The sequence below is a fragment of the Mammaliicoccus sp. C-M13 genome (genome assembly GCF_022386845.1).
Lineage (GTDB): Bacteria > Bacillota > Bacilli > Staphylococcales > Staphylococcaceae > Mammaliicoccus > Mammaliicoccus lentus.
Map to the genome: position 1 here is coordinate 20,446 of NZ_JAJNHQ010000004.1, position 13,995 is coordinate 34,440.

The 13,995-nt window shown below is 33.9% G+C and carries 15 protein-coding genes; 4 read left to right on the forward strand and 11 right to left on the reverse strand.

What is annotated here, in order from left to right; genetic code table 11:
• Nucleotides 1–83 precede the first annotated feature (83 nt).
• Nucleotides 84–338 (forward strand): autorepressor SdpR family transcription factor, encoded by a 255-nt coding sequence (locus tag LQ615_RS04280; protein ID WP_016999831.1) that lies wholly within the window; start codon nucleotides 84–86, stop codon nucleotides 336–338.
• Between the two features lie 19 nt (nucleotides 339–357).
• A complete protein-coding gene (locus LQ615_RS04285; protein ID WP_016999830.1) occupies nucleotides 358–999 on the forward strand; it encodes an SdpI family protein in 642 nt (213 codons plus the stop codon).
• A 636-nt stretch (nucleotides 1,000–1,635) separates the two neighbouring features.
• Here LQ615_RS04285 and LQ615_RS04290 read toward each other — a convergent pair.
• From LQ615_RS04290 to LQ615_RS04300, 3 genes are all read right to left on the reverse strand, one after another.
• The gene (locus tag LQ615_RS04290; protein WP_239703755.1) at nucleotides 1,636–1,905 is read right to left on the reverse strand and encodes a hypothetical protein; all 270 of its coding nucleotides are present in this window, start codon (nucleotides 1,903–1,905) and stop codon (nucleotides 1,636–1,638) included.
• 125 nt (nucleotides 1,906–2,030) lie between these two features.
• Nucleotides 2,031–2,435, reverse strand: coding sequence for a universal stress protein (locus LQ615_RS04295; RefSeq protein WP_017000093.1), 405 nt, complete (start codon nucleotides 2,433–2,435; stop codon nucleotides 2,031–2,033).
• Between the two features lie 20 nt (nucleotides 2,436–2,455).
• Nucleotides 2,456–3,907, reverse strand: a complete 1,452-nt coding sequence (locus LQ615_RS04300) for a SulP family inorganic anion transporter (protein ID WP_239703754.1) — start codon at nucleotides 3,905–3,907, stop codon at nucleotides 2,456–2,458.
• A gap of 93 nt (nucleotides 3,908–4,000) precedes the next feature.
• Between LQ615_RS04300 and LQ615_RS04305 the strand changes: the two genes are divergently transcribed.
• The gene (locus tag LQ615_RS04305) at nucleotides 4,001–4,543 is read left to right on the forward strand and encodes a recombinase family protein (protein WP_017000092.1); all 543 of its coding nucleotides are present in this window, start codon (nucleotides 4,001–4,003) and stop codon (nucleotides 4,541–4,543) included.
• A gap of 112 nt (nucleotides 4,544–4,655) precedes the next feature.
• On the opposite strand, the gene betA is transcribed toward LQ615_RS04305, so the two are convergent.
• Together betA and betB are read right to left on the reverse strand one after the other, a co-directional pair.
• The gene (betA, locus tag LQ615_RS04310) at nucleotides 4,656–6,338 is read right to left on the reverse strand and encodes a choline dehydrogenase (RefSeq protein ID WP_153021222.1); all 1,683 of its coding nucleotides are present in this window, start codon (nucleotides 6,336–6,338) and stop codon (nucleotides 4,656–4,658) included.
• Nucleotides 6,339–6,377: 39 nt separating this feature from the next.
• Complete coding sequence (gene betB / locus LQ615_RS04315) at nucleotides 6,378–7,868, reverse strand: betaine-aldehyde dehydrogenase (protein ID WP_017000090.1); 1,491 nt, start codon at nucleotides 7,866–7,868, stop codon at nucleotides 6,378–6,380.
• A 207-nt stretch (nucleotides 7,869–8,075) separates the two neighbouring features.
• Here betB and cudC point away from each other — a divergent pair, with 207 nt between their 5' ends.
• Nucleotides 8,076–8,633, forward strand: a complete 558-nt coding sequence (cudC, locus tag LQ615_RS04320; protein ID WP_017000089.1) for a choline uptake/conversion transcriptional regulator CudC — start codon at nucleotides 8,076–8,078, stop codon at nucleotides 8,631–8,633.
• A 435-nt stretch (nucleotides 8,634–9,068) separates the two neighbouring features.
• Here cudC and cysC read toward each other — a convergent pair whose 3' ends face one another.
• Genes cysC through cobA form a run of 6 tightly spaced genes read right to left on the reverse strand, consistent with a single transcriptional unit; the run spans nucleotide 9,069 to nucleotide 13,985 of the window.
• Entirely contained in the window at nucleotides 9,069–9,668 is a 600-nt protein-coding gene (gene cysC / locus LQ615_RS04325) for an adenylyl-sulfate kinase (protein ID WP_017000088.1), read from the reverse strand.
• Nucleotides 9,669–9,692: 24 nt separating this feature from the next.
• Entirely contained in the window at nucleotides 9,693–10,871 is a 1,179-nt protein-coding gene (gene sat, locus LQ615_RS04330; RefSeq protein WP_064211723.1) for a sulfate adenylyltransferase, read from the reverse strand.
• 15 nt (nucleotides 10,872–10,886) lie between these two features.
• Nucleotides 10,887–11,795: a sulfite exporter TauE/SafE family protein gene (locus tag LQ615_RS04335; protein ID WP_017000086.1), complete on the reverse strand. Its 909-nt coding sequence runs from the start codon at nucleotides 11,793–11,795 to the stop codon at nucleotides 10,887–10,889.
• Nucleotides 11,783–12,430, reverse strand: coding sequence for an NAD(P)-binding protein (locus LQ615_RS04340; protein WP_017000085.1), 648 nt, complete (start codon nucleotides 12,428–12,430; stop codon nucleotides 11,783–11,785). The genes LQ615_RS04335 and LQ615_RS04340 overlap by 13 nt, the downstream gene beginning before the upstream one ends.
• 5 nt (nucleotides 12,431–12,435) lie before the next feature.
• A complete protein-coding gene (locus LQ615_RS04345; RefSeq protein WP_017000084.1) occupies nucleotides 12,436–13,200 on the reverse strand; it encodes a sirohydrochlorin chelatase in 765 nt (254 codons plus the stop codon).
• A gap of 14 nt (nucleotides 13,201–13,214) precedes the next feature.
• Entirely contained in the window at nucleotides 13,215–13,985 is a 771-nt protein-coding gene (cobA, locus tag LQ615_RS04350; protein WP_017000083.1) for a uroporphyrinogen-III C-methyltransferase, read from the reverse strand.
• Nucleotides 13,986–13,995 lie beyond the last annotated feature (10 nt).

Sequence of the window (13,995 nt, forward strand, 5' to 3'; positions counted from 1 at the left end):
AAATTATATTGACAATTTTCACTTTATATTTTATCATTTAAGTAAATACTTAAATGATTAATTGAAAGGAAAGGTGGGGGTTCATGAGAGACATATTTAAAGCTTTATCAGACAAGACAAGGCGAGATATTTTAGAAATGCTTAAAGATGAGAAACTAACAGCAAGTGAAATAGCAGAACAATTTGATATGAGTCAAGCAAGTGTATCGCAGCACCTTAAAATTCTTAAATTTAATGACTTAATATATGCTGAACGTAAAGGTAAATATATCTATTACCATTTGAATTTATCAGTATTTGAAGAAGCAATTAACTGGATTATTAAGTTTAAAAACTAAAATATAAAGGAGTTTTATTATGAAAGACATATTAAAAAACACAAAAACCGCCATTTTCATCATTGGAGTAGCTATTTTAACGTGGTTGATTTCATTCGCTTACTTACCAGATTCTATACCTATGCAATACAGTAATAATGGCTCAGTAAATTGGACAGCTAATAAGTATATTGCTGCCTTAATAATGATAGCCGTTATGATATTTTGTTATTTAACGTTTATATTTTCTACAAAAAAAGATCAAAAAAGGAAGAATTATTCGAACTTAGTTAATTTAGACCAATTTTTCTCTTCTTTAACACAAGGATTTTTATATATCATTTCTCTTATTATGATATTTAATGCACTTGGTCAGAACATTTCTATCAACTATGTTATCCCGCTTGTATTAGCTGTAATTCTTATCATTATTGGTAACTACTTACCTAAATTACCACAAAACAAAAGTTTAGGTATCAAAAATAAATGGACTCTAAAAAGTGAAAAGAATTGGAAACAAACTCACCGATTTACATCTCGAATATATATTATAGTTGGACTTATATATTTATTACTCGGAGTATTTGGTAAAATTAATTCGTTCGTTACAATACCATTAGTTATCGCCCTCGTTATCGTGCCATACTTATTTTCATATATTAATTATTCAACAGCTAAATAACATAAGCATCCCTAAAAGTTTATTTTTGGTTCAACTTTTGGGGTGCACTTCATACTTGGATTTTTGTCATCGTTAACCAATAAAAGTATGTCTACTTGGATTTTTGTCATCGTTAACCAATAAAAGTATGTCTACTTGGATTTTTGTCGTCGTTAATCCAACAAAAGTGTGATTACTTGGATTATTGCGATCGTTAATCCAACAAAAGTATGGTTACTTGGATTATTGTCGTCGTTAATCCAATAAAAGTATGATTACTTGGATTATTGCGGTCGTTAATCCAATAAAAGTATGGTTACTTGGATTTTTGTCCTCATTAATCCAATAAAAGTGTGATTACTTGGATTTTTGTCGTCGTTAATCCAACAAAAGTGTGGTTACTTGGATTATTGTCGTCGTTAATCCAAGAACAATATCAATTCTTGCTTTTTTGATCTCTCCCATCCCCAAAATGAGCTAAAGATTTATCTCCCTAGCTCGTTTTTTTTATACATTCATCAAACCTGATAAATGATTTCTTTTAAATGTTGCCAAACATCATATAATTGTAGCCACATCGCAACGTGCAACATGATGACTAATATACAAGCGATAATATGAATAATAGCGTATTTTTCTTTTATATTTATTATTTTTTCAATTATAATCACAAGTGCGCATATCATGATAACGATAGATAAATATGGTGCTATGATATAAACTTACTTTCCATGTGTTGAACCTAAAGAAATAAGCCATACCAAAAAATATAACTAAACAAGCTATAATCACAATAATAGTAGCTAATGTCGCCTTTCTCTTTACATGAACCATTTCGCCCATTGCTAACTTTAATGGATGATATACAACAACATGTACAAATGGATATACAGAAATTATAAGTAAACATAACCATAACCAGTTCACTACCACACCCTCAAAAGTGTATATGTACAATTAACTGTATATAAATGCGATATATAAAGCAATACCAAAAAGAGCTTAAGAAATAAATCCTAAGCTCAAAATAATTATTCTAATCCCTTTGATATTTACTTTACAATTAAAACTGGTATTTTTGATCGTTTAGCTACTTTATGAGAAACACTGCCCATCATCATTTCTTGAAAATTATTCAAGCCTCTTGTCCCTAGTACGATAATTTCATGTTGATGACGATTTGCTTCATTAATGACGGTTTGTGCTGGTTCTCCATGTTTTATTTCGATTTTATGTTTTATATGATTTTCTTCTAGAAATTGAGTAATCTGTGAAAGTTTTTCTTTTTGTTGCTGATTTGAATTTGCCCCATGTAAAATCACTGTTTTTGATTCGTCTATTTCTACTACATTTAATACTGTTACGTGAGCTTCTGATTCTGCAATATTTAATATTTGTTGAGCTGCTCTATAACTATTTTCTGATCCATCGGCAGCTAATAAAATAGATTTATACATGTTACTCTCTCCTTTGTATATTAGTTTAAATGTCTTTCATTTAATTGACTAAGTTCAGAGATGATTTTTCTACTATCAGCATTTAATTGTTTAACGTATACACTATTTTGTTTATCTTCAAACTTTTTAACGATGGTAGCAATTGCATCAACTGCTGAATCATCCCATAAATGTGCATCTGTAAAGTCTAATTCAATATGACTGTTTTCGATTGTAAAATCTAATTGCTCCATCATTGAATCTATCGAAACAAAAAATATTTGTCCTTTAAAATAATATAAATAACTTTTATCTTGTTGGTTTAATTCTACTCTAACGTTAGATATTTTTGTAGCAAAGAACAATGCACTGAAAATGACACCTACAACGACACCAATTGCAAGATTATTTGTGAATAAAACGATAATAACTGTGAGTAACATGACTACTGCATCAGATTTTGGTGCTTGTTTAATATATTTAAATGATTGCCAATCAAATGTACCAACCGATACCATTATCATAATACCTGCTAGTATAGGCATTGGAATTTGCACGACGATATCTCCTAATACAATAATAAGGAAAATAAGGACGATGCCTGCTGTAAACGTTGATAAACGGCTGTTAGCACCAGATCTAACATTTATTATAGATTGTCCAATCATAGCACAACCACCCATACCACCAAATAAACCTGTAATCACGTTTGCTATACCTTGTCCACGTGACTCTTTATTTTTATTACTATAACTATCAGTAGCATCATCTACTATTTTTGCTGTTAACAAGCTTTCAACTAGCCCAACAACAGCCATTGATAATGAAAATGGGAAAATAATTTTAAAAGTTTCTACATTAAATGGAACATCTGGTATAAGAAAATGAGGAAAAGCTCTCGTTATAGAACCTAAATCTCCTACTGTTCTTACATTTGCTCCGGTATACATATAAAGAGCGGTTAAAATGATGATTGCAATTAAAGGTGCTGGAATAGTTTTGAAGAATTTTGGAACAATATATACGATTAATAAAGTAATAATGAGATACATATAAGTACTAATTGATATACCGAATATATGTTCAAGCTGAGACATAAATATTAAAATAGCTAAAGCATTCACGAAACCAATCATTACTGATCTAGGTATAAATTTCATAAGCCTACCGATTTTGAGAATCCCTAATATTAACTGTATAATACCCATAAGTATTGTTGCAGCAAATAAATATTCAACGCCATGATCTCGAACTAGTGGTGTAACAATAAGAGCCACTGCACCAGCAGCACCTGAAATCATAGCAGGACGACCACCTACTATAGATGTAGTAGTCGCAATAATAAATGCTGCATAAAGCCCCACCATAGGGTCTACACCTGCTATAATTGAAAAAGCTATTGCTTCAGGTATAAGTGCTAAAGCCACTACAATACCTGCTAGAATGTTTTTACTAGGATTTGAAAACCATTCTATTTTTAAATTTTCAAACATAATCTAAACTCCTATTTTTATATTTTTAATAAAGTCATTATAAACAAAAGAGTTTCAAATGTATACCTTTTTGGAACTATCGAGGTGAAATATATGAAGTATGGTTATACAAGACCAGTAGAAATTTATGATTCTTTAGAACAACAAAAATTAAAATTATCCAATCAAGTTGATAAATTAATTGAAGAATCGCATTCCAACACAGAAAACCGTAAAGAATTAAATTCTTTATTTTATAGTAAGTTAAACGATGGCGACCATTTATACATTACCGATTTATGTATTCTAGCTGATTCAGTTTCACAACTTGAAGAACTTATACAAATTGCCCAAGAAATAAATGTTACTATTTCTGTTGAGAACATTAACCTTACAATTAGCCCGGATTATCATACGACTTTTATCGAATCGCTCAGCAAAGTGATTCAATTTCAAAATGATATCATCAAATTTAGAACAAAAGTTGGTATGGAGAAGGCCAAGACGAGTGGTAAACGCATTGGTCGACCTCAACGAGATGACATTAATTTAAAAAACGCGATAGAAATGTACCACTCTAAAAAATATACACTAGAAGAAATTAAAGCAGAAACGAACATTAGTAGAGCCACTCTATATAGACATTTAAATAAATAATATAGTTTTTCATAAATAAATGAGGCTGAGCTCTAATTCATCAGTATTATTACTGAATGATTTTTGGCTCAGCCTCATTTTATTTTTTGGTTTTTATGATTTATATTTTCTTTTATTTTATTACGCCAGCATCTTTAGGATGCACGCCATGTATATAGTAATCTATTTCGTCTGGCTCTAATGGTTTTCTTCCTCTTATGATGTCTGCTGCTTTTTCTGCTAACATTAACACTGGTGAATGTATATTTCCGTTAGTTGTACGCGGCATTGCTGATGCGTCTACTACACGTAAGTTTTCCATTCCATGTACTTTCATTGTTAATGGGTCTACAACTGCCATAGGATCTGAAGCAGGTCCCATTTTCGCACTACATGATGGGTGTAATGCTGTTTCAGCATCTTTTTTAACCCAATCTAGGATTTCTTCATCTGTTTGTACAGATGGTCCTGGTGATATTTCACCATCATTGAAAGGTTTAAGTGCTGGTTGTGCTAATATTTTTCTTGCTATTCTTATTGCTTCAATCCATTCTTGTTCGTCTTCTTTTGTCGATAAGTAATTGAAGACAACTTTTGGTTTTTCAAATGGATCTTTAGATTTAATTTTCAAACTACCTCTTGAATTTGAATACATTGGTCCTATATGTACTTGGAAGCCGTGTTCAGTATCTGCTTTTTGCCCATCATAGCGTACTGCTAAAGGCAAGAAGTGGAACATTAAGTTAGGATATTCTACTTTATCGTTAGATCTTACAAATCCTCCACCCTCAAAATGGTTACTAGAAGCTGGACCTGTACGACCAAATATCCATTGTAAGCCAATGAAAGGCATCTTAAGTTTATTTAAGCTTGGTTGTTGTGAAACAGGTTTAGAAGATGCATGTTGTACATATACTTCTAAGTGGTCTTCGAAGTTTTCACCTACACCAGGTAAATGAACACGTGTTTCAATACCTAATGAATTTAAGTGTTCTGAATCACCTATACCTGATAACTGTAATAATTGTGGCGTATTGAAAGCACCACCACATAATATAACTTCTCCAGCTCCTACTGTATGTTTCTTACCATTTTTCTTATAAGTCACACCAGTAGCTTTTCTACCTTCATAGTTAATTTCTGTAACGAACGCACGTGTTTGAACAGTTAAATTTTTTCTCTTCATTGCTGGTCTCAAATATGCTGTTGATGCAGAAACTCTTCTACCATTGTGAATTTGGCTGTCAAAAGGTCCAAATCCTTCTTGTCTAAATCCGTTAACATCAGGTGTTTTGTTATATCCCGCTTGTACACCTGCATCAAAGAATGCTTGGAATAATGGGTTCTTTGCTGGGCCTCTTCTTAATTTAATTGGACCATTTTTTCCTCGGAATTGATCAGACTTATCGGCACCAAATGTTTTTTCTAATTTTTTAAAGTAAGGAAGACAGTTAGCATATTTCCATGTTTCCATTCCTTCAACTGAACCCCAACCTTCATAGTCTAATGGGTTACCTCTTTGATAAATCATACCATTGATAGAACTTGATCCACCAAGCACTTTACCTCTTGTATGTGATACTTTTCTACCACCCATATGAGGTTCTCCTTCAGTTTCATACTTCCAGTCGTAAAAACGATTACCTGAAGGATACATTAATGCTGCTGGCATTTGAATAAGTAAATCCCAAGGGTAGTCACTTCTTCCTGCTTCCAAAACTAAAACTGTTTTATCTTTATCTTCACTTAATCTACTTGCTAATACTGAACCGGCACTACCTCCGCCGATAATAATGTAATCATAAGATTTTTTCATCATGTTATCCTCCTGCATTTTACACTTCATTGTTGTATTTTATTTACTAAACCAATTAACCGGTTCAGGTTTTGTATTGGTAAATATATGTTTTGAAATTAAATATTCTTCTAATCCTTCTTTACCTAATTCTCTACCAATTCCTGATTGCTTATAGCCGCCCCACGGTGCTTGAGCAAAATATGGATGGAAATCATTTATCCAAACTGTTCCCATTTTCAATTTATTAGCAACTCGATTTGCTTTAGCTATATCTTCAGTGAATACACCACCAGCTAAACCATAAATAGAATCATTTGCTAAACGTATAGCTTCACTTTCATCAGAGAACCCTTCGATTGTAACGACAGGTCCAAACACTTCTTCTTGAACAATTCTCATAGAAGTATCACAGTTTGTTATAACTGTCGGTTCAAAGAAGAAACCATCCTTTAAGTCTTCTCTATCTGGTCGCTTACCACCAACAGCAATTGTTGTACCTTCTTCTTTAGCGACTTCTATATATTTTTCAACTTTATCTCTATGTTCACTAGAAATAAGTGGTCCCATTTCTGTATCTTTATCAAAACCATTACCTAGTTTGATTTTTTTCACGCGATTAATAAAAGCCGTTTCAAATTCATCTTTAATGTCGTTGTGAACAATAATACGAGAACCCGCAGAACAAACTTGTCCAGCATGGAAATACCCGCCATTTAATGCTTGATCTACCGCTAGTTCAATGTCAGCATCTTCGAAAATAACATTAGGATTTTTGCCGCCAAGCTCTAACGCAATGTTTGTAACATGATCTGCAGCCTTTTTCATAATATGTTTACCTGTTTCAATTCCACCTGTAAATGAAACCAAATCTACATCTTTATGTGATGTTAATGTATCTCCTACTTCTGAACCTTTACCAAGAACTAAATTGATAACACCTTTTGGAATATTAGCTTCTTCCATTAATTCGAAAATTTTAATAGTCGTTAACGGTGTAATTTCACTTGGTTTGATTACTAACGAACAACCCGTCACGAGTGCCGGAGCTATTTTCCATGAAGCTTGTAGTAATGGATAGTTCCAAGGTGTAATTTGAGTTACAACCCCAACTGGCTCTTTCACTACTTTACTTTCTGAATTAGGGATAGGTGATTCGATAATTTCACCACCATCATTACCTCCTAGACCAGCAAAATACATAAACACATTATGAATATCATCCATGTCAGCATATGATTCTTCTAATGTTTTACCTGTATCTAATGTTTCAAGCTCTGCTAATTCATCTTTGTTTTCTTTAATTAAATCAGCGATTTCTCTTACTTTTTGACATCTATTTTCACTTGTTTCATCAGCCCACACACCAGATTCAAAAGCATTTTTAGCTGCTTGAATAGCTTTAGCCGCATCTTCTGCTGTACCTTCCGAAACAGTTAGAATTACTTCCTGATTATATGGATTTACGATGTCGCGAGTAGCATTATTTGAAGCTTCTACCCACTGGCCATCAATATATTGACGCGTAGACAAATTATTTACATATCCCATAAAACTTACCTCCGTTAACTTTGTTAAATTTTTATTTAACGAACTTTACAAACTTATGTTAGCATATAAATTGAAAGGTCGTCAAATTACCTTTTAATATTTGAAGCATGGCGTATCACTGTATTTCAAATAGACAAGCTAAACAAAAGCAACTACAATGTAAAAGAATTCATGATACAATTAAAGTAATTATTGGAGGTGTAGGTAGTGGCAAGTTCAGATAACTACAAAAAACAATTAGACCAAGCTAAAGATATCGTAATAAATGGCATCGGGGAGACGATGGATTTATACGGTGTTAATAGAAGTGTTGGCAACCTATATGGCACAATGGTTTTCCAAGGTAGTATGACACTAGATGAAATGCGGGAACAACTTCAAATGAGTAAACCGAGCATGAGTGCCGGCGTGAAGAAACTACAAGAGTTCGATCTTGTAAAACAACAATTCACTAGAGGCAGTAGAAAACAACACTTCATGGCTGAAAAAGATTTTTTCATATTCTTTAACAATTTCTTCCCTAAAAAATGGGATAGAGAAATTACGATTAATATGGATTCACTAAAAGAAGCAGTGGTATTACTCCAAAAAATTATTGATGCAGATGATGTTGACGCAGAAACTAAAGAGGATGCGATTGCTATTCACACACAACTAATAGAGTCCAAAAATTATTACAAGTGGCTCTCAAATATTAGTGAAGCCTTCAAAACAGGAGAAATTTATAAATACTTCCCAATACCAGAAGACGAAAACGAAGATTAATTTCAAATAAAAGCTCTACCCATTAGTTCGGATATCTAATGAGTAGAGCTTTTTTATGTATCGTCTCAGTGTCGCGACATATTGAATATTGCACGTGATGCCCGTCTTGCAACTTAGACACCCAGTATGTTGCACGTGACACTCGGCTTGCAACTTAGGACACCAGTATGTTGCACGTGAACCTCGTCTTGCAACTTAGGACACCAGTATGTTGCACGAGATGACCGGCTTGCAACTTAAGACACCAGTATGTTGCACGTGATGACCGGCTTGCAACATTACATCCAATTACATTCTAAATCCAATAAAAACAGAGAACATCCTTTACCGTCTCAGGAGGTCCTCTGTTTTCAATCTTATGGATTATTATTTAATATATTATTTAAGGGTTGCTTACTTGCCTAGGGGTATGGTTTCGTCTCTCAAGCTTCTTACTTACAAATATTTATGTTCTTTCAAATAAGCTACTATTTCTTCTACCGCTTCTTCTACGCTATGTTGTTCTGTATCTATTATAATTTCTGGATTAGATGGTTCTTCGTATGGTGCGTTGATTCCAGTAAATTCTTTAATTTCTCCGCTTCTTGCTTTTTTGTACAGACCTTTAGGATCTCTTGCTTCACATTCGTCTAAACTGCATTTTGTATATACTTCTATAAACTCTCCATCTTCTAATATATCTCTCACGATATTTCTATCTTCTTCGTATGGAGAAATAAATGCTGTCATTGTGACCACTCCTGCGTCGACCATCAACTTTCCTACTTCGCCTATGCGTCGTATATTCTCTTTTCTGTCTTCAGGACTGAATCCTAAATTTTTATTTAAACCATGTCTAATGTTGTCGCCGTCTAAACGATATGATGTAATCTTCTGTTCAAATAATGCCTTTTCTAACGCTACTGAAACTGTAGATTTTCCTGATCCGGATAATCCTGTGAACCATATTACGACGCTTTTATGTCCGTTTCTTTCTTGTCTCTCGGCTTTTGTAACTTCGGAATCATGCCACGTTATGTTAGTAGATGTACTCATACTTTTTATTCGCTCCTTGCAAGATTAATTTTCTTTCAAACCTCTAATTAATACTTCAGCTACTTCTGGTCTTGAAAATTCTTTCGGCAATTGTTCACCGTTGCGTAATTTCTCTCGAACTTTAGTACCGCTAAGATGTACATGGTTTGATTTATCGTGAGGACAAGTTTTTGCTGTTGTCATGTTTTCACAAATTGTGCAGTAAAATGCATGTTCGAATTTGAATATATTAATATCTATTTCATCTTCATATTGTGTGATTAATTCTTGTGCTTCGTAAGTGCCATAATAGTCACCTACACCAGCGTGATCACGGCCCACTATAAAATGCGTACAACCATAGTTTTTACGTACTAAAGCATGTAAAATCGCTTCTCTAGGACCTGCATAGCGCATTGCTGCTGGGTATATTACCAATCTTGCTCTATCTTCTGGGAAGTAGTGTTTTAAGATAACTTGATAACTTTCCATTCGAATGTCCGCTGGTATGTCATCTGACTTTGTTTCTCCAACTAATGGATTTAGCAATAAACCGTCTACCGATTCTAAAGCTATTTTTTGAATATATTCATGTGCGCGATGTACAGGATTTCTCGTTTGGAATCCTACTACTGTCTTCCATCCTAATTCTTTAAAAAGTGCTCTAGTCTCTGTAGGATCTAAATGAAAATCATTAAATTCGTCATGTTTAGGACGAGCCACTAATTGAATAGGACCAGCTAAATAAACATTTCCTTTTTCATATACACGTTTAACGCCTGGGTGATCCACTTCTGTTGTACCATATACATTTTGTGCTTCTTTAGCTTTATCGTAAGTATATTTTTCCTCAAGTTTTATAACACCGTATAAATGGCCATCCTCACCATAAAGTGCAACGTCATCTCCAATTTCTAATTCATCAGCTTCTTCTTCTGTCACTGGTAAAGTAATCGGGATACTCCATACAAGTCCATTTTCTAGTCGTAAATTGTCTACTACACTTTCATAATCTTTTTGTCCTAGAAAACCTGTTAATGGACTGAAACCGCCTATAGCAATTAATTCCAAATCAGAGATACTCCATGGATTTAAAGTTATCTTCGGAAATGTTTGTGCTGCTTCTATTAATTGTTCTTTTTCGTTACCTTCAACTTGACGATTAATTAATTGACCACCGTGTGGCTTGATCGTTTCTTCTACAGTTTGAGTTGTTGATGTCATCATGCTTCACTCCTATTAGTTAATTTGATCTACTTTACTAGATTTTTGAGTTTGTACATTGAACGGGAATTTTTGATGTTGGTAAAGTGTAAATAATACTAAACCTGCCCATACTATAATGATGCCGATTTTGACGATTGTTATCGTTACAGCACTGTCTACAAAAGCATTTAAAAGTAAATTGCTATTTGTAAATATAATTAGCCCACCTACACATACAGCAAGTATGTATACAGGTAAAGTTTTTACTAACCATGCTGCGAATGGTGCCGCAACTACACCGCCTAAAGCTAAAGCCGCTACAAGTGCGATGTTAATCTGACTCCACCCAAGGAATATAATAAATCCAAGTGAAGTAGAAATCGTGACAAAGAATTCGCTCGTTGAGACTGTTCCAATAACATATCTCGGTTCTATTTTATTTCTAGATAATAGTAACGGAGTGTTAACTGGGCCCCAACCGCCACCACCAATCGCATCTAAAAAACCTGCAATAGCTCCTTGTGGAACAAGTAAAAATCCTGATAATTTACCTTCATTGAGCTCATTATTTTTTTGCTTTTTAAATACGAATTGATAAATGATATAAATCCCCATAGAGAGTAAAAATATTGCGATAAACGGTTTAATAAATTCACTGTGCAAATTGCTGAGCACGGCAGCTCCAATAAACCCTGTAATTGCACCAGGTAAAGCGAGTTTTAAAATAATCGATTTATCAACATTCTCAAACTTTAAATGTGATAGCCCTGATGCTGCAGTCGTTGCAACTTCTGAAAAATGTATCGTAGCAGAAGCAATTGCTGGTGCGATTCCAAATGTTAACAACAATGAAGACGAGGTAGCTCCAAATCCCATTCCAAGAGATCCGTCAATCAATTGTGCTAAGAACCCCACGATTGCAAATATCGTTAATTTTCGCATATGTTACTCCTTTCTTTAGTCATTTTCGGTTGTAACGTTAACCACTCTATAAATTCTCGCTGTTTATTTTTATCAAAATATTTATCTGAAAGTATGATTTCTAATAAATGATTTTGTTCTAAACGTTCTATATTTAGTCCTTTAATGATTGATCGACAATTACTTAAAAAATCTACATATTCACCATAATCATCTGGATAATCATCTTCTAAATTTCTTAATATCGACGATACAAGCTTAGGGCTTGCGCCTCCGCTTGAAACACTTATAGTCAATTTACCTCTTTTAAATGTCCCGGGAAATATAACATCTCCCTCTTGAGCGTTACTCGTCATATTAAGCAAAGTGTGTTTAGGTACTTCCTCTTTCAGACGATTGTTTACATCTGCTTCATCTGTTGCGACAACCACTAAATCCGCATTCGTTAAATCGGTAGACGTTATTGCTTTTTTGTGCCAAATAATTTTTTGTTCACTTTGCATTCGATATATATAATTAGAAACGTCTGGGCTAATAACGTGAATTTTTGCGCCACTATTTATTAACTTTCTAACACGGCGTTCAGCAATGTTCCCACCGCCTGCTATAACAACTGTCTTATTGGATAAATCCATCAATATTGGCACGTAAGCCATCTACATCATCCTTTATTTAATGCAAATTCTCGAATTTCTTCATGGTGTATCGTTTCAAGCACTCGATCTTTCAATGCTTCTTGTATCGCTTCATGGTGACCTAAATGCTCACAAACAATGATATCGCTATTTGATTTATGATTTTGAACAGTGCTCTCAATATGTTTTTCCAGTACGCCTGTAAACCATAGATAAGGCGCAATATATATTTGAGAATGACCTTCATCAAGTGCGGATTCTAGCGCATCTTCAAAAGATGGTTCACATGCTGCTAAGTAACAAGCCTCTACATCATCAAATGGAGTTGTTTCATATAATGTTTCAGTTATTGCCGAAATATCAATTTTAGTTTGAGGATTATAACTACCCCGTCCAACGACTAACAGTTTTGCATCCGAATGAGGTAACACATGCGTTTCTTTAAGACGGTCATTAATGATATTCGTTAATCTAGGTTGAACGCCTAAAGGTTGACCATATGTAAACACTACATCTGGATGCTTCACTTTAATTTCGTTTAAAACTTCAGGTATATCTTTAAAATAATGACCAGCACTTAATAAAAGAACTGGTATGACAGATATTTCTGTCGCACCTTTTTCAATTAATTTATGCATACCTTGATGAATTGTAGGTTCTGCTAGTTCTAAGAAACATATTTCTTGAAGAGATACATCTACCTTCTCTTTCACTGTTTCAATAAAAGAAATTGCTTCTTCCGTTGCTTCTTTTATTCTGCTACCGTGACTGACGTATAGTACACCTTTCATTGTATCCCTCCGATTTAATGCATGAGTTCTGGAATATGTTTATCTTGAGCGACTTCTTCGAACCAATTTATTTTTTCTCTTAATTTAACGACTTCACCAATTACAATCATTGCTGGATTTTGAATTTCTCTAGCTCTATCAACAATATCTTTTAAAGTTCCTGTTACTGTAATTTGTTGATTGGATGTTCCGCAATGAATTAAAGCAACTGGCGTATTAGGATTTCTACCGTGTTTTATTAATATATTTTTTATTTCCGGGAGTTTTTTTACGCCCATATATATACATAATGTTTCCGGTCCCAGTGCTAGATGTTTCCAGTATTCATCTTCATCTACTGAGTCTTTAATAACGCCTGTTACAAAAGCAACTGAAGAACTATAATCTCTGTGTGTAACAGGAATGCCAGCATATGCTGGAGCTGCTACACCAGCTGTTATACCTGGAACTACTTCAAATGGTATGTCATGAGACTTTAAAGTTTCCGCTTCTTCTCCACCTCTACCAAAGATAAAAGGGTCTCCCCCTTTTAACCTTGTAACTGTCTGGCCCTCTAAAGATAAAGTAACAAGTAATGCATTGATTTCTTCTTGTTTTAGTGAATGATTATCTGGGCTTTTACCACAGTATATGAGTTTCGTATCTTCAGACGCATATTCGAGTAATGCTTTATTTACTAGTCGATCATACATAATGACATTTGACTGTTTAATTGCTTTAATACCTTTAATTGTGATTAAGTCTGGATCACCCGGACCGGCGCCAACCAAATATACTTTGCCCATTTTTCCACCT